This is a genomic window from Actinacidiphila sp. bgisy145 (assembly GCF_057708125.1).
In genome coordinates, this window is record NZ_JBYIRL010000053.1 from 1 (window position 1) to 20,874 (window position 20,874).

Annotated in this window: 16 protein-coding genes, 1 tRNA gene and 1 other RNA gene; 13 read left to right on the forward strand and 5 right to left on the reverse strand. The window is 75.2% G+C overall.

Features of this window, described 5'->3' with window-relative positions:
• Positions 1–291 precede the first annotated feature (291 nt).
• Positions 292–376, reverse strand: a tRNA-Ser gene (locus AC3ERT_RS32650).
• Between the two features lie 72 nt (positions 377–448).
• Between AC3ERT_RS32650 and ffs the strand changes: the two genes are divergently transcribed.
• From ffs to AC3ERT_RS32695, 9 genes are all read left to right on the forward strand, one after another.
• Positions 449–545: signal recognition particle sRNA small type (gene ffs / locus AC3ERT_RS32655), an RNA gene on the forward strand.
• Between the two features lie 132 nt (positions 546–677).
• Complete coding sequence (locus tag AC3ERT_RS32660; protein WP_435178480.1) at positions 678–3,098, forward strand: DNA polymerase III subunit gamma and tau; 2,421 nt, start codon at positions 678–680, stop codon at positions 3,096–3,098.
• Between the two features lie 299 nt (positions 3,099–3,397).
• Positions 3,398–3,733, forward strand: a complete 336-nt coding sequence (locus tag AC3ERT_RS32665) for a YbaB/EbfC family nucleoid-associated protein (RefSeq protein WP_435127779.1) — start codon at positions 3,398–3,400, stop codon at positions 3,731–3,733.
• Between the two features lie 150 nt (positions 3,734–3,883).
• Positions 3,884–4,483, forward strand: a complete 600-nt coding sequence (gene recR / locus AC3ERT_RS32670; RefSeq protein WP_335982420.1) for a recombination mediator RecR — start codon at positions 3,884–3,886, stop codon at positions 4,481–4,483.
• Entirely contained in the window at positions 4,476–5,291 is an 816-nt protein-coding gene (locus tag AC3ERT_RS32675; RefSeq protein WP_435178482.1) for a DUF5063 domain-containing protein, read from the forward strand. The genes recR and AC3ERT_RS32675 overlap by 8 nt, the downstream gene beginning before the upstream one ends.
• Before the next feature lie 218 nt (positions 5,292–5,509).
• The gene (locus AC3ERT_RS32680; protein ID WP_202234598.1) at positions 5,510–6,784 is read left to right on the forward strand and encodes an aspartate kinase; all 1,275 of its coding nucleotides are present in this window, start codon (positions 5,510–5,512) and stop codon (positions 6,782–6,784) included.
• Between the two features lie 320 nt (positions 6,785–7,104).
• Positions 7,105–7,776 carry a SigE family RNA polymerase sigma factor gene (locus AC3ERT_RS32685; RefSeq protein WP_435127784.1) on the forward strand — a complete coding sequence of 224 codons (672 nt, stop codon included), beginning with the start codon at positions 7,105–7,107 and terminating at the stop codon, positions 7,774–7,776.
• Positions 7,773–9,170 (forward strand): hypothetical protein, encoded by a 1,398-nt coding sequence (locus AC3ERT_RS32690; RefSeq protein WP_435178484.1) that lies wholly within the window; start codon positions 7,773–7,775, stop codon positions 9,168–9,170. Before AC3ERT_RS32685 ends, AC3ERT_RS32690 begins: the two co-directional genes overlap by 4 nt.
• Positions 9,171–9,349: 179 nt before the next feature.
• Positions 9,350–10,321, forward strand: coding sequence for an SURF1 family protein (locus AC3ERT_RS32695; RefSeq protein WP_335982416.1), 972 nt, complete (start codon positions 9,350–9,352; stop codon positions 10,319–10,321).
• Here the strand turns inward: AC3ERT_RS32695 and AC3ERT_RS32700 are convergent.
• From AC3ERT_RS32700 to AC3ERT_RS32715, 4 genes are all read right to left on the reverse strand, one after another.
• Positions 10,301–12,145 (reverse strand): S9 family peptidase, encoded by a 1,845-nt coding sequence (locus AC3ERT_RS32700; RefSeq protein ID WP_435127789.1) that lies wholly within the window; start codon positions 12,143–12,145, stop codon positions 10,301–10,303. The two genes, AC3ERT_RS32695 and AC3ERT_RS32700, sit on opposite strands and share 21 nt — an antisense overlap.
• A gap of 159 nt (positions 12,146–12,304) precedes the next feature.
• Positions 12,305–12,814, reverse strand: a complete 510-nt coding sequence (locus AC3ERT_RS32705; protein WP_335982414.1) for a universal stress protein — start codon at positions 12,812–12,814, stop codon at positions 12,305–12,307.
• Positions 12,815–13,039: 225 nt separating this feature from the next.
• A complete protein-coding gene (locus AC3ERT_RS32710) occupies positions 13,040–13,627 on the reverse strand; it encodes a TetR/AcrR family transcriptional regulator (protein ID WP_435127850.1) in 588 nt (195 codons plus the stop codon).
• Between the two features lie 115 nt (positions 13,628–13,742).
• Entirely contained in the window at positions 13,743–14,423 is a 681-nt protein-coding gene (locus tag AC3ERT_RS32715; RefSeq protein ID WP_435178486.1) for a GNAT family N-acetyltransferase, read from the reverse strand.
• 66 nt (positions 14,424–14,489) lie between these two features.
• Between AC3ERT_RS32715 and AC3ERT_RS32720 the strand changes: the two genes are divergently transcribed.
• The 4 genes from AC3ERT_RS32720 (at position 14,490) to AC3ERT_RS32735 (ending at position 20,690) form a co-directional block, all read left to right on the forward strand.
• Positions 14,490–15,494 (forward strand): NAD(P)-dependent oxidoreductase, encoded by a 1,005-nt coding sequence (locus tag AC3ERT_RS32720; RefSeq protein WP_435178488.1) that lies wholly within the window; start codon positions 14,490–14,492, stop codon positions 15,492–15,494.
• Between the two features lie 142 nt (positions 15,495–15,636).
• A complete protein-coding gene (locus tag AC3ERT_RS32725; RefSeq protein ID WP_435178490.1) occupies positions 15,637–16,239 on the forward strand; it encodes a GNAT family N-acetyltransferase in 603 nt (200 codons plus the stop codon).
• Positions 16,240–16,316: 77 nt separating this feature from the next.
• Entirely contained in the window at positions 16,317–17,111 is a 795-nt protein-coding gene (locus AC3ERT_RS32730) for an SAM-dependent methyltransferase (protein ID WP_435178492.1), read from the forward strand.
• Positions 17,112–17,252: 141 nt separating this feature from the next.
• Positions 17,253–20,690: a hypothetical protein gene (locus tag AC3ERT_RS32735; protein ID WP_435178494.1), complete on the forward strand. Its 3,438-nt coding sequence runs from the start codon at positions 17,253–17,255 to the stop codon at positions 20,688–20,690.
• Positions 20,691–20,874 lie beyond the last annotated feature (184 nt).

Below are 20,874 nucleotides of genomic sequence, written 5' to 3' on the forward strand. Positions count from 1 at the left end.
TACGCGACATTGGCCCGCGCCCACTCTGCGGTGGTTCCTGTTGCGGGCGCCGGTGGCGACCGGGGTGGAGGAGAGGATGGGTTCCGTCGCGTCGGGGTCCGTGTTGCGACCGGTTTCCGGCCTGTCGAAGGTGGCGAGGCGTTGTCGAGAGCGAGAGCCCAGCCAGCGTCTGACCTCGTAGTTGGTAGGCGGCTTAGAGGTCCGTCTGAGACCAGAACTGAGACCACGCAACGACGAAGCCCCCGGCCGCGGAGCGGTCGGGGGCCTCGTCTGCCCTGCTCGGGCCGAGTGCGGAGGATACGAGATTCGAACTCGTGAGGGGTTGCCCCCAACACGCTTTCCAAGCGTGCGCCCTAGGCCACTAGGCGAATCCTCCGGGGGAGACATTACAGGGTGGTGGGGGGTGGTTGCGAACTCGTTCGCCGGGTGGGGGGTGGGGTAGGGTGGGCGCAGCCCCTCGCGTGGCGCTATCTCGCTGAACTCCCCCAGGGCCGGAAGGCAGCAAGGGTAGGTGAGCTCTGGCGGGTGCGTGAGGGGTCTTTGCATGTCCGGGGCCGGGCTGGGGCGGGTCCGGGGCGCGGGGCGGGGTGGCCGAAGCGCCGGGGCGGGGTGCCGAAACGAGGTGGGGGACCTCGGGGTGGGGCGCGGTGTCGGTGGGCCCGGATACCCTCGGAGGCGTGTCACTTGCCCTGTATCGCCGCTACCGCCCGGAGACCTTCGCCGAGGTCATCGGGCAGGAGCACGTCACGGACCCGTTGCAGCAGGCGCTGCGCAACAACCGGGTCAACCACGCGTACCTGTTCAGCGGGCCGCGGGGCTGCGGCAAGACGACCAGCGCGCGGATTCTGGCCCGCTGTCTGAACTGCGAGCAGGGGCCGACGCCGACGCCGTGCGGGGAGTGCCGGTCCTGCCGGGACCTGGCGCGCAACGGCCCGGGGTCGATCGACGTGATCGAGATCGACGCGGCGTCGCACGGCGGTGTGGACGACGCCCGTGACCTGCGCGAGAAGGCGTTCTTCGGGCCGGCCGGGAGCCGGTACAAGATCTACATCATCGACGAGGCCCACATGGTCACGTCGGCGGGGTTCAACGCGCTGCTGAAGGTGGTCGAGGAGCCGCCGGAGCACCTGAAGTTCATCTTCGCGACGACCGAGCCCGAGAAGGTCATCGGCACGATCCGGTCGCGTACGCACCACTACCCGTTCCGGCTGGTGCCGCCGGGGACGCTGCGGGACTACCTCGCCGAGGTGTGCGGGCGCGAGGCGATCCAGGTCGAGGACGGGGTCTACCCGCTGGTGGTGCGGGCCGGCGCCGGCTCGGTGCGTGACTCGATGTCGGTGATGGACCAGCTGCTGGCCGGCGCGGGTGCGGACGGTGTGACGTACGCCATGGCCACCGCGCTGCTCGGCTACACGGACGCCGCGCTGCTCGACGAGGTGGTGGACGCGTTCGCGGCGGGCGACGGCGCGGCGGTCTTCGGGATCGTGGACCGGGTGATCGAGGGCGGGCACGACCCGCGCCGGTTCGTCACGGACCTGTTGGAGCGGCTGCGCGACCTGGTGATCATCGCGGCCGTGCCGGACGCCGTGGAGAAGGGGCTGATCGACGCGCCCCGGGACGTGGTCGAGCGGATGCAGGCCCAGGCGTCGGTCTTCGGCGCCGCCGAGCTGAGCCGCGCGGCCGACCTGGTCAACACCGGGCTGACCGAGATGCGCGGCGCGACCTCCCCCCGGCTCCAACTGGAGCTGATCTGCGCCCGGGTGCTGCTGCCCGCGGCGTACGACGACGAGCGCTCGTTGCAGGCGCGGCTGGAACGGCTGGAGCGCGGCGTCAGCCTCGGCGGCGGTGCCCCCGCGGCGCCCGCCGGCGATGCGGCGTACCCAGGGGGCCCGGCGTACGGAGGGGGCGCGGCACCCGGCGGCGCACCGGCCGGTCCGGCGGGTCCGTCCGGTGCGGCCGCGGCGCGGGCGGCGCTGGGCCGTACGGCGGCGGGCCCGTCGGCACCCGCACCGGCCCCCGCACCCCCCGCGCCCGCGCCGAGCCCCACCCCGGCGCCCGCACCCGAGCCCGTACCCCCCGCGCCGGAAGCACCGCACCAGCAGCACCCGGCCCCTGAACCGGTACCGGCCCCCGCCGCACCCGAGGCCCCCCGCCCGGGCGCGTGGCCGACGGCCGCCGCCCCGGGAGCCCCGGCGGCCCCGGCGGCCCAGGTGCCCCCGGCCGCTCCGGCCAACGGGTCCCCCCGTCCGGGCGCGTGGCCGACCACGGCCGGCCCCTCGCGACCGGCGGGCTCAACCCCGGCCCCGCCCCCGCCGCAGCACCAGCAGACCCCGCCGGCCGCCGCCCCCGCCGCGCCCAGCGCCCCCCTCGGCGACCCGACCCGCGTCCGCGAGCTGTGGCCGCAGATCCTGGAGGCGGTCAAGCACCGCCGCCTCACCTGGATTCTGCTGCTCAACAACGCCCGGGTGGTCGGCTTCGACGGGGAGACGCTGCAACTCGGCTTCGACAACCCCGGCGCCCGCAACAGCTTCGCCAACGGCGACAGCGAGGACGTGCTGAAGCAGGCGATCGGCACGGTGACCGGGGCGCGGTGGAAGATCGAGACCCTCGTGGACCCGGGCGGTGGCGGTGGTGGCGGCGACGCGCGCGGCGGTGGCCGAGGCGGCCCGCAGCGGCCGCAGGCTCCCGGCGGCCCGGCGCAGCAGGGCCCGGGGCCGGGCGGCCAGGGCGGCGGCGCCGGACCGGGCCGGCCGCAGGGCCAGGGCCAGCCCCCCGCCGGCCAGGCACCGTACGGCCAGGGCGGCCCACCCGGCGGCGCAGCCGCGTACGCACCGGCCCGCACCGCCCAGTCGGCCCAGACCGTTCCCGCCCCGCCCGCACCGCGCCGGGAAGGCCACGGCGGTGCCCCCGCGCCGGGCCCCGGCGGCCCGGGCGGCCCAGGTCCGGACCCGTCCGACCCCTTCGACGAGCCCCCGCCGCTCGAGGACGACATCCCCGAGGACGACGACCCGGACCTGGTCGGCACCGTGCTCAGTGGCCACGACCTGTTCATCAAGGGCCTCGGGGCGACCGTCATCGAGGAGATCACCAACGACTGAGCGCGGGGCCGTACGACCGGAGCCCGCGCCTGGCGGGCGTACGGGCCGCTGGCACCCGTACGGCCCGCACGTACGCGTTACGTCCTGCGGGCAGGGCTACGGCGTTGGTACGTACGGGCGCGCGTGCGACCGGGGGAGGGGCGTGCGCCGCGCCGATCCTCCGTACGGCGTAGGGCGCTGGGCCGTACGAGCACGTAGGCTCGCCCTGTCAGGTAAAACACGCGGCAGTCCCGTAGCCGCCCGTGGAGCCGCAGGGTTTTCGGGCGTGGACGACCGACGGCACAGGCAGGAGCGATTCCGTGATCCCCGGTGGTGGTCAGCCGAACATGCAGGCGCTGCTCCAGCAGGCGCAGAAGATGCAGCAGGACCTCGCGGCGGCCCAGCAGGAGCTGGCCGACACGACGGTGGACGGCTCGGCGGGCGGCGGCCTGGTCCGGGCGACGGTGACGGGTTCGGGCGAGCTGCGCGGGCTGGTCATCGACCCGAAGGCGGTCGACCCCGACGACACCGAGACCCTCGCCGACCTCGTGGTGGCCGCGGTGCACAACGCGAACGAGGCGGCGCAGAAGCTCCAGCAGGACAAGCTCGGCCCGCTCGCGCAGGGGCTGGGCGGGATGCCCGGGCTGCCGTTCTGACCTCGCGGGCCGGCTGAGCGGTCGCCCGAGCCCCGAGCCCCGCGCCCCGGCGCCTGGACCTCGGCGCCCGGCCCCCTGAACTCCCAGAACCCCCGAAACAACCCCCGAAACCACGAACCCCCCGAACCGAACCCCGAAGGAAGGCACGGCGTGTACGAAGGCGTGGTGCAGGACCTGATCGACGAGCTGGGCAGACTGCCCGGTGTGGGTCCCAAGAGCGCGCAGCGGATCGCCTTCCACATCCTCCAGGCCGACCCGGCCGACGTCCGGCGGCTGGCGCACGCGCTGTCCGAGGTCAAGGCGAAGGTGCGGTTCTGCGCGGTCTGCGGGAACGTCGCGCAGGAGGAGAAGTGCCGGGTGTGCAGCGACCCGCGGCGCGACCCGGCGGTGATCTGCGTGGTCGAGGAGCCCAAGGATGTGGTGGCGGTCGAGCGCACCCGGGAGTTCCGCGGGCGGTACCACGTGCTGGGCGGGGCGATCAGCCCGATCGAGGGCGTCGGCCCCGACGACCTGCGGATACGGGAACTGCTCGCCCGTCTCGCGGACGGCACCGTCACCGAGCTGATCCTGGCCACCGACCCGAACCTCGAGGGCGAGGCGACGGCGACGTATCTGGCCCGCATGGTCAAGCCCATGGGGCTGCGGGTCACGCGGCTGGCCAGCGGGCTTCCGGTGGGCGGCGACCTGGAGTACGCGGACGAGGTGACATTGGGGCGGGCCTTCGAGGGAAGGCGGTTGCTGGATGTCTGATGCGACGGTGGGCGAGGACCGAGACGGGAGCGGTGGGAACGTGGGCGTGACGGGAGCAGGCGCGACGGGCAAGGGCGCGGGTGCCGGTGCCGGCGTCAGTGCTGGTGTCGGGGTGGGCGCGGGCGAGGCCGGTGGCCTGGGCCGGCCGGACGCCCCGGGGCCGATCCCGGTGCCGCAGGAGCCGGACGAGTTCGCCGTCCAGATCAGCGACCAGATCGAGAGCTTCATCCTCTCGGTCCGCGAGGTCGCCAAGGGCGACGACCCGGACAGCGCGGTGCCGTACCTGCTGCTGGAGGTCTCGCAGCTGCTGCTGGCCGGCGGGCGGCTCGGCGCGCACGAGGACATCGTGCCGGACGAGCGGTACGAGCCGGACGCCGGGCCGGAGCCCGACGAGGACGACCTGCGGCAGCGGCTGGCCACGCTGCTGGAGCCGATCGACGTGTACTCGGAGGTCTTCGACCCGTACGTGCCGCGCTCGACGCCGGTGGCGTGCCGTATCTCCGACGACCTGGCCGATGTGGTGGCGAACCTGGCGCACGGCCTGAGCCACTTCCGGGCCGGCCGGGTGTCGGAGGCGCTGTGGTGGTGGCAGTTCTCCTACCTGTCGAGCTGGGGGCTGACGGTGAGCGCGTCGCTGCGGGCGCTCCAGTCGCTGGTGGCGCATGTACGGCAGGACAGCCCGCTGGACGAGCTGGACGGCCTGGACACGGGCACCGACGAGGACGAGGAGCAGCTGGCGCGGGAGGCGGGCCGGGTGATGGAGGCGGAGCTGGGCACGATGGGGCTGCGCCGCCGGGGCCGCCGCTGACGGGTGGGCGGTCTGCTGCCGGGCGGTCCGGGACGGGCGGTCCGCTGGTCGGTTGTGCCGGGACGGGCGGGCCGGGCGCGGACGAGATCCACGGTGCCGAACTGATCAACTGGTGAACCTCGCGTCTCAGCATGTGATAAGGGCGGGGCGGTCGGCAGGGGCTCGTTAAAATGGGCCGACCGCATTCACCCGTGATCCACCCTGAGCGAGGAGCGCACGTGGGCCTTGTCGTGCAGAAGTACGGCGGCTCCTCAGTCGCCGATGCCGAAGGCATCAAGCGGGTCGCCCGTCGGATCGTGGACACCAAGAAGGCCGGCCACCGCGTGGTCGTCGTGGTGTCGGCGATGGGCGACACGACCGACGAGCTGATCGATCTCGCGGAGCAGATCTCGCCGATCCCGTCGGGGCGCGAGTTCGACATGCTGCTGACCGCCGGTGAGCGCATCTCGATGGCGCTGCTGGCGATGGCGATCAAGAACCTCGGCCACGAGGCGCAGTCCTTCACCGGCAGCCAGGCCGGTGTGATCACCGACTCCGTGCACAACAAGGCGCGGATCATCGATGTGACGCCGGGCCGGATCAGGACCGCGCTCGACGAGGGCAACATCGCGATCGTGGCCGGCTTCCAGGGCGTCTCGCAGGACAAGAAGGACATCACCACGCTGGGGCGCGGGGGGTCCGACACCACGGCGGTGGCGCTGGCCGCGGCGCTGGACGCCGAGGTGTGCGAGATCTACACGGATGTCGACGGGGTGTTCACCGCCGACCCGCGGGTGGTGAAGACGGCCCGCAAGATGGACTGGATCGCCTTCGAGGACATGCTGGAGCTGGCCAGCTCCGGTTCGAAGGTGCTGCTGCACCGCTGCGTGGAGTACGCCCGCCGCTACAACATCCCGATCCACGTCCGTTCCTCGTTCTCCGGGCTGCCGGGCACCTGGGTCAGCAACGAACCCCCCCAAGGAGACAGGCCAGTGGAGCAGGCGATCATCTCCGGCGTTTCGCACGACACGACCGAGGCGAAGATCACCGTCGTCGGCGTACCGGACAAGCCGGGCGAGGCCGCGACGATCTTCCGGGCGATCGCGGACGCCGAGATCAATATCGACATGGTGGTGCAGAACGTGTCGGCCGCGGCCACCGGGCTGACCGACATCTCGTTCACGCTGCCGAAGGCCGAGGGGCACAAGGCGATCGAGGCGCTCACCAAGGCGCAGACGGTCATCGCCTTCGACTCGCTGCGCTACGACGACCAGATCGGCAAGCTGTCGCTGGTCGGCGCGGGGATGAAGACGAACCCGGGGGTGACCGCGACCTTCTTCGAGGCGCTGTCGAACGCCGGGGTGAACATCGAGCTGATCTCGACCTCGGAGATCCGCATCTCCGTGGTCACCCGGATCGACGACGTGAAGCCGGCGGTGCAGGCGGTGCACTCGGCGTTCGGGCTGGACAGCGACAGCGACGAGGCGGTCGTGTACGGCGGCACCGGCCGCTGAGCGCGGGCGCGGTGCCGGCCCGGACCCGGGTGCCGGACGATTCCCTCCCCCGTGGCCGCAACCGGCGGCCGCGGGGGAGCGTCTTTGTGTCGACGCACACCCGTAGAGGCGCTCGGGGCCGGAGAGTTCACAGCGTTCCCCTAGGGTGGTGCACACTGAGCGCCGGCCCGGGGCGGTCGGTGCAGGTGGGGCACCGCGTGGCGGCACGCGGCAGTGCGCGGCATTGAGGAAGAGCTGGTACGCATGGCGATATGTGGCACTCCGTCGAGCGAAGTGCCTTGCGCGTACAACCCTCGCGGGGGGATGCGTGTCCAACTGGCGTGGCGGACGCATGGGGTATCGAGACGGGGTTCGGGCGGCGCGGCGGCACCCTCGCGCCTGCGCGGCCGTCGCGTACGGCGACCGGCGGGCTGCCGGTGATCGCGCCGTGGCCGGTCCGGGTGGCCGGTGCGAACGCCGACGTGGCGAGCCGCGACGGCGCGGGGACGACGGCCGCCGCAGGCACCACCGTCGACCACCTCACCGAGACCTACCGGGCCCACTACCGCTCCCTGCTCGGGCTGGCCGCGCTGCTGCTGGACGACACCGCCTCCTGCGAGGACGTGGTCCAGGAGGCGTTCATCCGGGTGCACTCCGCGCGAAGCCGGGTGCGTGACCCCGAGAAGACCCTCGCCTACCTGCGGCAGACCGTGGTCAACCTCTCCCGCTCGGCGCTGCGCCGCCGCATCCTCGGCCTCAAACTGCTGTCCAAGCCGATGCCGGACATGGCCAGTGCGGAGGAGGGCGCGTACGAGATCCTGGAGCGCGACCAGCTCAAGGCGGCCATGCGTACGCTCCAGCGCCGCCAGCGCGAGGTCCTCGTGCTGCGCTACTTCGTCGACATGACCGAGGCCCAGGTCGCGGAGACCCTGGGGATTTCCCTCGGCTCGGTGAAGGCGTACGGTTCGCGTGGCCTTGCCGCGCTGCGTGTCGCGATGGAGGCGGCGTCATGACGACACCTCCGTACGACTCCCGGAACCCCGAAGGCCCCACCGGCCCCACCGGCCCTGGCGGTTCCCGCGGTACCCACGGCCCCGAAGGCCCCGACGACGCACTCGAGATGGACGAGCAGACCCCCCGAGACCCGCACGACGCGCAGCCGGACGACGCGACCGTGCAGCAGAAGCCGGCCGATCCGGTCACTCCGGCTGGTTCGGCCGCTTCGGCTGGTTCGGCTGGTTCGGCCGCGGAGCCGGCACCGACGGCGCCCGACGCGGGCGGCGACAGCGCGACTGCGGCCACTTCCGTCTTCGCCGCCTCCGAGGACACGGCGAACGTCCGCTCCCTCACCGCCGCCCTGTTCACGCCCGACGTGACGCCCGGCGGCGCCGACGGCGAGGGCGGCCTGGACGACGGCCTCACCGCGGACGAGGCCGCGCTGCGCGTCCTCATGCACCGCGCCGTGGACGGGCTGCACGCCTCCCCGGACGCCCTGGAGCACCTGCGGCGGGCCGTACCGATGCGCCGCCAGCGCCGCCGGCAGGCCATCCTCGGTGCCGCGGCCGCGGCGCTGCTCGTCTGCGTGGCGGTGCCCGCCGTCCTGCGGGTGGCCCACCGCACCGGCCACACCGCGGCCGCCCCGGTCGGCGTGGGCAGCTCCTACTCGCTCGCCCCCGGCACCGACGGCCACCACAAGGGCGGCCAGGCGGACCCTTCGGACAAGGCCACCCACTCGCCGGACGGCACGCGCACACCGTCCGGGCGGTCGACCGGCCACCACACCACCCCGCCCGTCACCGGCGCCGCGGTGCCGGACTGCTCCAGCACCCAACTCGGGCAGGGCGTCAGCGAGGCCGGCAGCCCCGATGCCGACGGCCGCGTCTACGGCTGGTTCCGCGTCAGCAACGTCTCCGCCAGCTCCTGCACCGTGCCCAGCCCCGGCGTGATCCGCGCCGTGGCGCACGGCTCGGCCGACCAGGCCGCCATACAGGTCGTCGGCCACACCGTGGGCGACCCGGCCTCCGGTCTGCCCGCCACCATGTCCGAGTCCCCGATCGTGCTGCTCCCCGGGCAGGGGTACGAGGTCGCCTTCGCCTGGGTGCCGACCACCGGCACCGGCGGGTGCACCGCCGCCACGACCTCGCCCACCACCTCGACGGCGACCCCCACCGCGACCGGCACCCAGAGCAGCGACCAGGGCACCGGCTCGGGCTCGTCCGGCGGCAGCGTCCAGTCCGCCGACGGCGCCTCCCCGACCACGGCCCCGGCCAGCGTCACCCTGGACCACACCCCGGCCGCGGGCGCGCCCGTCGTCACCGGTCCCGTCATCCAGGGCGCCTGCGCGGGCACCGTCTACACGACGGCCGCGATCGCCGAGTCCGCGTCGACCGGCGGCGCCGAGCAGTAGCGGCCCGGCCCGCGGCCCGCAGCGGCCCACGGCGGTACGGGGCGGCCCCGGCCGTACGGGGCCGGTCCGGGCCCGTGAGCAGGGCCGTTCGCCGCACCGGCGCCGACCGCGGCCGCGGGCCCGGACCATCCGCCGGGGGCGGTTGCGGCCCGCCCGGGCCCGCACCGTAACGTGGTGGCGTGTACCGGTTCCTGCTCACCCCGCGCTGGCTGGCGGTCAGCCTGCTCGCACTGCTGGCCGTGCCGGTCTGCGTGTTCATGGGCAGTTGGCAGCTGAGCCGCTTCGACATGCGGGTCGAACAGCACAAGTCCGCCGAGCACGACGAGAAGCGCACCGCCGCCGCGGCCCCCGTGCCCCTGGCGCGGGTGCTGCCCACGACCGACGCCACCGTCGGCAGCGACGACACCGGGCGGATCGTCAGCGCCACCGGCCGCTACGACACCGCGCACCAACTCCTCGTCCCGAACCGCCTCCTCGACGGCCACGACGGCTACTACGTCCTCACCCCGCTGCGCCTGTCCGGTGGTGCCGCCCTCCCGGTGGTCCGCGGCTGGCTGCCGGGCAAGGCCGCCGACGCCGCCCGCGAGGGCCGGGTGCCGGCCCCGCCGGCCGGGCAGGTCACGGTCACCGGGGCCGTGCAGTACCCCGAGACCACCGAGACCAGCGGGGTGGACACCAGCGGCGCGCTGCCCACCGACGAGATCGGCATCATCAGCGGCGCCTCCCTGGTCAATGTGCTGCCCTACCCCGTCTACAACGGCTGGATCACCGCCAACCACCCGGCGAAGCCGCTGACCGCGGTGCCCCCGGCGGCGGCGCCGAACAGCGGCCTCGACCTGAAGGCGTTCCAGAACCTCGGCTACACCGGGCAGTGGTTCGTCTTCGCGGGCTTCGTCGTCTTCATGTGGTTCCGCTTCGTCCGCAGGGAGGCCGAGGCGCGGGCCGACGCCGCGCTCGGCATCCTCCCGGACCAGCCGGACGGGCCGGACGGGCCGGGCGGACCCGGCGGCTCCGGCCGGCCGGGCGGGCCCGCCGCCCCCGACCCGCACGCCGCGGACGGCGAGCCGGGGGAGCCGGACCCCGAGGGCACCCGGCAGGCCGAGGGCACCCGGGACGCCGAGCCGGTCGGGTCAGCCGCCCACGTGGCGTAGCGCGAAGGCCAGCTCCAGCCTGACCTGCTTGATCCGCTCCTCCACGACGAGCGAGCCGTGTCCCGCGTCGTACCGGTACACCTCGTGGGGCTTGTCGAGGGCGCGCAGCCGCTCCACGTAGTTGTCGATCTGGCGTATCGGGCAGCGCGGGTCGTTCATCCCCGCGCTGATGTAGACCGGTGCGGCGACCTTGTCGACGTAGGTGATCGGCGAGGACGCCTCGTAGCGGTCCGGGACCTCCTGCGGGGAACCGCCGAACAGGGTGCGGTCCAGGGCCTTGAGCGCCTCCATCTCGTCCGCGTACGCCGTCGCGTAGTCCGCGACAGGGACCGCGGCGATGCCGACCGTCCACGCCTCGGGCTGGGTGCCGAGGCCGAGCAGGGTCAGATAGCCGCCCCACGAGCCGCCGGTGAGGACCAGCCGGGCGGGGTCGGCGAGGCCGGATTCCACCGCCCACTGCCGCACCGCCGCGATGTCCTCCAGCTCGATCAGGCCGACCCGGTGCTTGAGGGCGTCGGTCCACTCCCGGCCGTATCCGGTGGAACCGCGGTAGTTGACCCGGACGACCGCGAAGCCGTGGTCGAGCCAGGCGGCCGGGCCCGCTGCGAAGGAGTCCGAGTCGTGCCAGGTGGGGCCGCCGTGGATCTCGAAGACCGTCGGGAACGGCGCCGGCGCCGCGTCCTCCTCGCCGGCCGGGCGGGGTGGCCGCTGCACGAGGGCGTGGATCGGCCCGCCCGGGCCCTCCACCCACACGTCCTCCACCGGCACCGACTCCGGGGCACGCAGCCCCGGCGCCTCCAGGACGATCCCGCCCGCCGTCGAGCGCACCGCGGGCGGCTGCGCGGCCGAGGACCACAGGTACTCCACGCTTCCGTCGGGCCGCGCGGTCGCCCCGCCCACACTGCCTGCCGGGGTGTCCAGCCGGGTCAGCGAGCCGTCCGCCAGGTCGTACCGGAACAGCTCGCCGCGGGCGTGGAAGTCATGCACCACCAGCAGCGCGGAGCCGTCCGGATACCACTCGGCGTGCACGTCGCCGGGCAGGTCGAAGGCCAGCTCGGTCTGCTCGCCGCCGGCCACGTCCCACACCATCGGCAGCCAGCGGCCCGTGCGCTGGTGGCCGACCAGGAGGCGGGTGTCGCCGGGCACCGGTGCGAAGCCGAGGCAGTCCAGCCCCAGCTCCAGCCGGCCCCCGTCGGTGTCGTCCAGCTCGGCGACGGTACTGCCGTCGGAGACGCGCAGCACCCGCAGCGCGCTGTGCATCGCGTCGCCGTGCTCGGTGTGCTCGATGACGACCAGCGTGCCGTCCTCGGAGAGGTCGCCGACGCCCGCGGACTCCGGGTGCCGGTAGATCTCGTACGCCTCGCCGGACGCGGGCACGACGTGCACGGAGGTGCCCTCGTCGTCGCTGGAGCGGCCTATCACGGCCAGCCCGCCGACACCCAGCGCGAGGCCCGCGGGATAGGACGGGGGCAGGCCGGGCGCGGCCGGTATGTCGTCGCCGCCGCCGAACGGCTGCTTCATCCACACCCCGAACTCGTCGCCGTCGGTGTCGGAGAACCACCACACCCAGGCGCCGTCCCTGCTGAGGGTGCCGTCCGTCGTCCCGTTCGGCCGGTCGGTGACCTGGCGGCGGCCGCCGGTGGTGCGGTCCCACGCGTACAGCTCGTACGTCCCCGTGACGTTCGACACGAACAGGCTGCGGTCCGGGGCGTCCTCGGCCCACTCCGGCAGCCCCACCCGGGGCGCGCGGAACCGCGTCTCCCACGCCGGCATGGCGCCGGTCTCCGACATGGGCCCGACGGCGGACCCGGTGATCTCGTTCATGACCCCATCATGCTCCGCCGCGCCCGACTTCTGTGCGGCTCCCCGCACAGCCTGTGGATAACTTCGCGGCGCCGCGGGTCGGAGCGCGGGGCCGGAGCCACGGGACGGAGTGGCGGATCGGAGCCGCGGATCGGAGTGGCGGGTCCGGGTGCGTCCGGCTCAGTCGGCCTGCTGCGCCTCGCCGCGCACCACCACGACCGGGCAGGCCGCGTGCAGCGTCACGGTGTGGCTCACCGACCCCAGCAGCGTCGCGCGGAAGGTGCCGCGGCCGCGGACGCCGACCACGATCAGCTCCGCCCCCTCGCCGCGGTCGAGGAGGACCTGCGCCGGGTTGCCCATGACGGTGACCGGGCTGACCTCGGCGGCACGGGCGGGCGGCAGCGCCTGCTCGATCGCCTCGCGGAGCGCCTGCGCCGCCGACGCGCCCAGGTCGTAGTCCTCCGGGAGGCCCGGCACCGCCCCGCCCCAGCCGAACGACGCGGGCATCTCCCACGCCGTCACCGCCTCCAGCGTCGCCCCGGTCAGCACCGCCTGCCGGTCGGCCCAGCGCAGCGCGTGCAGGGAGGGGTCGGAGCCGTCGACGCCGACCACGATGCGCCCGTGCTCCGTCGCGGACTCGCTGGTGGGCGCGCTCGTGGCCTCGCTCTGCTCGGCGGCCGGCTCCGTCATGGCCTGCTCCTTACCCGCTGTGTCCCGCGGTCGGGCCGCGGAATCCGCCGCCGGGCGCGCGGCCCGGCCCCTGCCACTTCCTGTTCCTGTTCCTGTTCCTGTTCCTGTTCCAGGGCAACTTTAGGGGACATAACGGCGCATTGCCGGATGAGGTGGGCGAGGGAGCGGATGTGCGTGCGGGACGCCGACGGATGTGCGGGCGTGGTGCGGCGGGCCGCGGGCGGCTCAGTCCGCGGCCGGGCGCTCCGGCAGCCCCGCGCGCAGGTCGAGGAGCGGGCCGAGCTCGCGCGCGACCGTGTGCAGGGGCGCGGGCGACTGCTCGGCCCGGGCGATGAGCAGGGCCCCTTCGAGCGCGCTGATCATGAGGGTGGCGAGCGCGGGCGCCTGCGCGGCGGGTACGCCGAGGCCGGTGAGGGCGGCGGCGAGGGGTGCGTTCCAGGTGGCGAAGGCGGCAGCGGCGGCCTCGCGGGTGGACGCGGCGGACTCCGCGCAGTCGACGGTCGCCGCGGCCACCGGGCAGCCCGCGCGGAGCCCGTCGGCGTCGAATTCCCGCGTCCACTGCCCGACCATCGCGGTGAACAGTGCGCTCGGCGACGGCTCGGCCAGTTCGGCCACCTCGGCCAGGAAGCGGTCGACCCGCCCGGCGGCGTACCGGCCGGCCCACGCCACCGCCTCGTTGACCAACTGCTCCTTGCCGCCGGGGAAGTAGTGCTGGAGCGAGCCGCGCGGCGCACCCGCGTGGGCGGCCACCTCGCGCATGCCGGTCGCGTTCACCCCGTCGCGGCGGATGAGTTGGGCCGCGCTGAACACCATCCGCTCGCGCGGGCCGTACGTACGCGCCGGCGGGCCGCCTGCCCGATCGGACCCGCCCGCCGCCGAATTGTCGCCGCTCCCCGGCCCGTTCACCGTCGCGGCGGCGTCCGCCGCGTCAGCCGGGTTCCCCACGTCCGCCGTGCCCGCCGCGTTCGCCGTGTCCGCTCCCACCGTCTCCCGCCTCCGTCCACTCCGCCGGGTCCAGCCTATAGACGCCGGTCAACGTGTCGGTCGCGCGCGACATCCGCACCGGCCGCAGCCGCCGGCCCAGCGTGCCCAGCAGCGCCTGCCGGCCCGGGAGCACCGACGCCGACACCAGCCGGGTGCCGCGCGCCCGGGCCCGGTCGAACAGCACGTCGAGCATGGCCGCGCCGGCCCCGCGACGCTGCCAGCCGTCGACCACCAGCAGCCCCAACTCGCCCAGGGGGCAGGGGTACGGCGCCGCTCCCGGGCCGTCCGCCCACTCCGTCGCCAGGCTGCCGAGCCCCACGGGCGCCGGGCAACTGCTGTACGCCGAAGGGCTGTCGGGCGGGAAGGGCCCCTGCGGGTAGGCGATCACCGCGTCATGCCGCTCGGGTCGGCCGGCGAGCACCGCGTCCAGGTACGAGCGGGGCAGTTGCCGCAGCCGGCCGAAGAAGCGCAGCCGTACGGTCTCGGCCGAGCAGCGTGCGAAGAGCCCGTCGAGTACGGGGCCGTCCTGCGGTCGTACGGCCTCGACCCGCCACCGGAGAGCGGGGCCGGGGCCGGGACCGGGGCTGGGCGTACTCGACGCCGCACCCGTTATGACGTTCGTCATAGCTCCCAGTATTATGACGGCTGTCATAGATCGCAAGCGGGGGCGGACGAGGCGGGGAGGACCGGGATGAGCGCAGGTCACGCGGGTGGTACGGAAGGCGCGGGCGGCCGTACGGGGTTCATCGGCCTCGGCGTGATGGGGCAGCCCATGGCGCTCAACCTCGCCCGGGCCGGCGTCCCGCTCGTGGTGTGGAACCGCAGCCCGGACCGGTGCGAGCCGCTTCGCGCCGCCGGGGCGAGCGTCGCCGCGGACCCGGCCGACGTGCTCCGGCGCTGCCGTACGGTGCTGCTCATGCTCTCCGACGGCGCCGCCATGGACGCCGTACTCGGCCGCGGCACCCCGGACTTCGCCGCGCGCGTGGCCGGGCGGGTGATCGTCCACATGGGCACGACCGCGCCGGAGTACTCCCGGGAGTTGGGCGCCGACATCCGTGCGGCGGGCGGCGGTTACGTGGAGGCGCCGGTCTCGGGCTCCCGGGTGCCCGCGGAACAGGGGCGGTTGGTGGCGATGCTCGCCGGGGACGAGGAGGACGTCCGGACCGTACGCGAACTGGTCGCGCCGATGTGCCACGAGGTGTTCGTGTGCGGGGACGTGCCCGAGGCGCTGCTGACCAAGCTGGCGGTGAACATCTTCCTGATCACCACCGTCACCGGGCTGGTGGAGGCGTTCCACTTCGCCGAGCGGCACGGGCTGGACCGCGAGCGCTTCCTCGCCGTGGTCGACGCCGGGCCGATGGCCAGCGGGGTGTCCCGGATGAAGGCGCCGAAGCTCAGGGACGAGGACTTCGCCGTGCAGGCAGGGGTGCTGGACGTGCTGAAGAACAACGAGCTGATCGCGGCAGCCGCCAGGCAGGCGGGAATCGCCTCACCGCTGCTCGACGTCTGCCACGGCCTCTTCGCCCAGACCGCGCAACTCGGCCACGGCGGGGCCGACATGGTGGCGGTGCTGCGCGCCCTCGAGGCCCGCACCGAGGCGCTGCCCGGAGCCCGCGGCCAGGCGCGGACCGGAGCACATGACGAGGCCCAGCCCGGAGCCCAGGGCGGGAAAGCCGCCGCCTCCCGAACCGCCTGACCGCGCCGCCGCCCACCGCATAGGCTGCAACCGCCGCCCGCCCCTGACGTGTTGCGAGGTGCGGGACGGGACACCGGGGGCGCGCAGACGCGGCCAGGACGGAACGCGGACGGACCGACGGCGGACGGAAGGCGGGCGCGCGATGGGTGTGGCGATACGCAGGGCCGGGGCGGACGACCGGGCGGCCGTGGTGAAGCTGCTGGACGAGGGCTTCGCACAGGACCCGGTGAGCAACTGGGTGTTCCCCGACCCCGAGCGGTTCCGCCGCAGCCACGGCACCCTGATGGGCGCCTTTCTGGACATCTCGCTCGCCGAGGGCTGGACGGACGTCACCGAGGACGGCACCGGGTGCGCGCTGTGGGTGCCGGTGGAGGCGGGCGACCACGGTGACCCGGACGACCCGGCGCGCTTCCGCGAGGCGGTCGACCCCGGCAACGAACGGGTGGAGCAGATCGCCCGCCTCACCTCGGCGACCCACCCCAGGGACCGCGCCCACGCGTACCTGATGATGATCGCCGTCGCACCGTCCGTACGCGGGCGAGGCGTTGGCGCCGCCCTGATCAACAACACGCTGCGGCGGTGCGACCGCGACGGGCTGCCGGCGTACCTCGAAGCGAGCAGCCCGCGCAGCCGCGGGTTGTACGAGCGCCTCGGGTACGGCTTCCTCGGCACCGCGGTGGAACTGCCCGGCGGGCCGCACATGTACCCGATGTGGCGCGAGCCGCGCACCCCGGCCCAGGGCTGAGCGCGGCGCCCGCCGTCCGCGTGCCCGGTCGAAAACCGCTTCCGGTCGGCCCGGTCGGCCGCATAGCGTGCCCGCCCATGGACCAGCACCACGGCAACGATCACGGCAACGACCACGGCACACCGCCGCGCCTGACCCGGCTGACCTTCCACGGGCCGCTCTCCGACGCCCGTGCGGCGGCCATCATCGACCGGCTGGCCGGCACCGCGCCGCCGCGGACCGTGCTCGACATCGGCTGCGGCTGGGGCGCGTTCATGCTCCCGGTGCTCGAGGCGGTGCCGGGCGCGACCGGTGTCGGCGTCGACCTGAACGCCGAGGACCTCGCGCGCGGCCGTGCGGCCGCCGAGCAGCGGGGCCTGGCCGACCGCGTGGCCTTCGTCGAGGAGTCGGGCATCGGCACCACCCGCGGGCCCGCCGACCTCGTCCTGTGCCTGGGTGCCGGGCACGCGCTCACCGACCAGAGCCCACCCGGCCACATCAAGGCGGCACTTGAGGCTCTGCGCGGCCTGGTGACCCCGAACGGCCGCGTGCTGTACGGCGAGGGCTTCTGGGAGCAGCCCCCGCCGCCGGACCGGCTCGCCGCGATGTGGCCCGGCGCGTCCGCCGGCGAACTGCCCGACCTCGCCGGGCTGGTGGACCTCGCGGTGGCCGCCGGGTTCCGCCCCTCCTGGATCGAGACCGCGAACGCCGACGAGTGGGACGCCTTCGAGTCCGGCTACCAGTCCGACACCGAGGACTGGCTCGCCGCGCACCCCGGCCACCCGCTCGCCGCCGAGACCCGCGCCCGCCTCGACGCCCACCGCGCCAACTGGCTGCGCGGCTACCGCGGTTACCTCGGCATCGCCTACCTCACCCTCACCCCGGCCGCCTGAACCGCCCTGCCCCACCCCGCCCTGCCCCACCCCGCCCTGTCCCAACCCAACCCAACCCTGCCCCACCCCCCGGCCGCCTGGACTCCCACCGCCGAACCCGCCGCCTGGGCCTTGCCGACCGACCGCTTGGAGGACCACCGCATGACCCACGCACCCGGGTCCGTACGCGCCGCCGTCGACGAACTGCTCGCCGCTGTCGACCCGCTGCCCCACGGCGAGCGGATGCGGCACCTCGCCGCCTGGGCGCGGGAGCAGGCACGGCGTCCGGCGGGAGCCGGTCCACCCGACCTGCGGGCCGCGCTCCACGAGTTGGACCGCCGCGGCAGCTACGGCCGCCGGCTGGCGGGCACCGCGGCGGTCGCCGGGCGGGACCTGGAGTTCCTGGAGCACCGCCTCCTCGACCCGGACCCCGCGGTGCGCCGCCACGCGCAGAAGGCGGCGGTCCGGCTGCCGCTCCGCGACGACGCACTGGCCCGCGCGGTGCACGACGCACCGCAGGACGCCCGGCGCCGACTCGCCCACGTCGTCGTGGCCGGCGGCCGGACCGCACTGGCCGAGCGACTGCTGCCGACCGTAAGGGAGTTGTGGGACGACGAGGAGGCGGCCCGGCTGCTGCCCGGCTGCGGCGGCGCGACGGTGGCGCGGCTGCTGCCCGAGCTGTTCCGGGCGGTGGTGAACTGGCAGGCGCTCTGCCGCAGCCACCCCGACCAGGTGCTGGCCGAGGTGGAGCGCCAACTCGCCGAGCTGCCGCAGCAGTCCCGCGCCGCCTGGTGGGCCCGCAACGCCGACGTGTTCCCCGCCGTCGCGAAGGCCCGCCCCGCGCGCGTCCTCGACCTGCTGGACGCGCACTGCCCGCCCCGGCTCCCGCCGCCGGTGCGGAGCATCCTCGGGCTGCTGGCCAGGGCGGAGCCGGGCCGTACGATCCGGCTGATCACCGCGCCCCGCCGCGCCGCCGCCCCCGCGAGCGACCTGATATCCCGTGCCGCCCTGGCGCGGATCGCCCGCTGCGACCCGCCCGAACTGGCCGACCTCGCCCGGGCCTGGAGCCACCGGCAGGACGCCCTCGCCCACCTGCTGCGCGCCCTGCCGCCCTCCCGCCGCGCGTCCTGCTACGACGCCGCCACCGCGGGGCAGGACCTGTCGCGCACCGAACTGTCCGACGCGCTGCTCGAGGTGCTGCCGCGCCCGCGGGCCCAGGCAGAGGCGCGGCGGACGGCCGGGCAGCTCGAACGCGCCGGCGCGGCCTGGCAGGTGGTGCTGGCCGCCGTCGCCCACCTGCCCCCCGTCGAGGCCCGCCCCCGGCTGCTGGCCGCCACCCGCCGGCCCGCGGCCGAGGACCGCGCACAGGCGTACCCGCTGCTGGCGGCCAACGCCGCCCGGTCGGGCGACCCGGCCGCGGTGGCCGAACTCGTCGGTGAACTCGGGAGGTTGCGCAACGAGCAGGAGCCGGTCCGCACACCCGCGCTCGCGGCCCTCGCACGCGTCCCGGCGCGGCTGTTCACCGGTACCGATGCCGACGCGCTCGACCGGATCGCCGCCGACGCCGTGGAGGCGCGGGACAGCTCGTACGGCACCCGGCACGCGCTGTCCCGGCTGGCCGTCGCACTGCTGCGGGAGCACGCGGTCAGCGGTGAAGAGCAACTGGTCGCCGCCGCGTTGAAGATCCTCGCCCGGCTCTCGGGCGGCACCGGTGGCGCGAACCTCGGCCGGCTGGACCAAGTGCTCCGCCGAGGGCAGGAGTTCCAGGTCTTCGACGTACTGCGGCCCTGGCTGGAGGCGGGCGCGGACCGGGTCGACCACACGCTGACCTTCGCGCTGGCCCGGGCCCTGGGCCGCCGGGCGCGCCACATGCCCCAGCTCCAGGAACTCCTGTGGCAGGCCGTGCAGTTCGGCAACAGCACGACGGTACGCACCGCCGTCGGCCTGTGGCTGGACGACCCGCGGACCCGCAGCGAGCGGGCCGTGCGGGTGCTGGAACTCGAACCGTCCGCCGCCGTCCTCGCCCCGGTGCTGCACGTCCTCGCCCGCCACCGCACCGACCTGCTCGACACGGTGCTGGGCGACCGGCCGCCCTACGGCCGCTTCCTGACCCCCGGCACGCGCTGGCTGCCGCCCACCGACAGCGCCCACCGGTGGCTGCCGCGCCAGCAGCAGGCCGCGGCACGGCTGTTGCGGCGAGCCGCGGGCGAGGCGTCGCTGCCCACCTACCAGCGGGCCGGGTACATCCGCGACGCGGCCACGATCCCGGACGCCGGGTTCGACGTCGTACGCCGCCACCTCGGCGCCACCGACACGGTGCTCGCCGAGGCCGCGCTCGGCGCCCTGCCCTGGACCGACCGGCCCGCCGAAGCGCTCCCGCTGCTGCTCGCCCACGCCGGCGACGACCGGGCGCGGGTCGCGCTGTACGCGGCGGGGCGCGCGGCGCGCTTCGTCGCCCCGTCACGGCTGGAGGCGGCGCTGCGGGCCGCGCTGCTGCCCGCGCCCGACGGCACCCCGCCGCCGGCGGCCAAGGTCACCAGCCGCAAGGAGATGATCCGGCTCGCGGCCACCCGCCTACCCGTCGAGGCGGCGAGCGCGCTGGTCGCGGCCGCCTACGGCCTCCAGGAGCAGCACCCGGACGTGCGGGCCTCGTGCGTGCCGTTCGTGGCCGGGCGGCTGCTGCGCACACCCGCCGCATGGGAACTGCTCGAACAGGCCGCCGCCGGGGCACCGGTCACCCAGGGTGCGATCCTGCGCACCGCGCCCTTCGAACTGCCCCCGGCCGAACGCGCCCGCTACGCACGGCTGGTGGCACGGGTCCGGGACTCCGCGGACCAGGAGACCGCCGACGCGGCCACCGGCCGGCTCGCCGCCTGGTCGCCCTGGTACCCCGAGGCCGCACCGCTCCTGGTCGCCTCGGCGGTCGACCAGGGCAACCGGACATCCTGGCGGCCGGCCGCCGACGGACTGGTGTCGCTCGCCCGCGGCGCCGACGGCGCCCGGCCGCTCCTGGACGCCCTCGCCCGCCTCGTGGCGGACGACGCGCAGGCCGCCGCCCGCGGACTGGACGCCGCCGACGAACGGGACCGGCCCGCCCGGCAGCGGATCGACCACCTCGTGCAGCGGCTGACCGGCACCGTGTCCGCCACCGGCGGCCGGGCCACCCGCGCCGCCGTCCGCCGTGCGGGCGAACTCCTGAGTGCCCACGACGACTTCGTGCACCAGGGTGCCCATCTCGCCGCCCTCGCCCTCGACCTGGACGCCGAACCGCCCGCGGCGCTGGTCGAGTCGCTGGAGCTCCTGGCCGCACCGCTGCGCCGCCGGCCGGTGCTCGCCGCGCACATCGCGGGCGTCCTGCGCGCCCGGCTCGGCACCACCCGCCGCCCGGGCGATCCGCTCGCGCTCCTGGCCGCCGTCGACCGCCTCAGCGCGGCCGACGGGCAGGCCGCGGAAGGGCAGTTCGCGGTGGCCGTCACCCAGGCGCTCGGCGTCCGCACCGGCTGGAGCGAGGACTGGCGCGCCCGCCTGCGCACCCTGCGCCGCCACCCGGACCCGGACGTGCGCGCCGCGGCCCTCGCGGTGACCACGGCGGCGGAGTGAGCGGGCGAGCCCCGACCCGCGCTTTTCGGGGCCTCGGTGGTGTACGACCCGGCAGCCCGGCGCCGTACACCACCGAGGCCCGTACGGCCGGTACGCCGTCCGCCCCTGGCCGCCACCGTTCGCCCCCTGAGCCCCGCCCGCCCCAACTCCCGCACAGCATGCGGAAGAGGGCTCCCCATGCTTC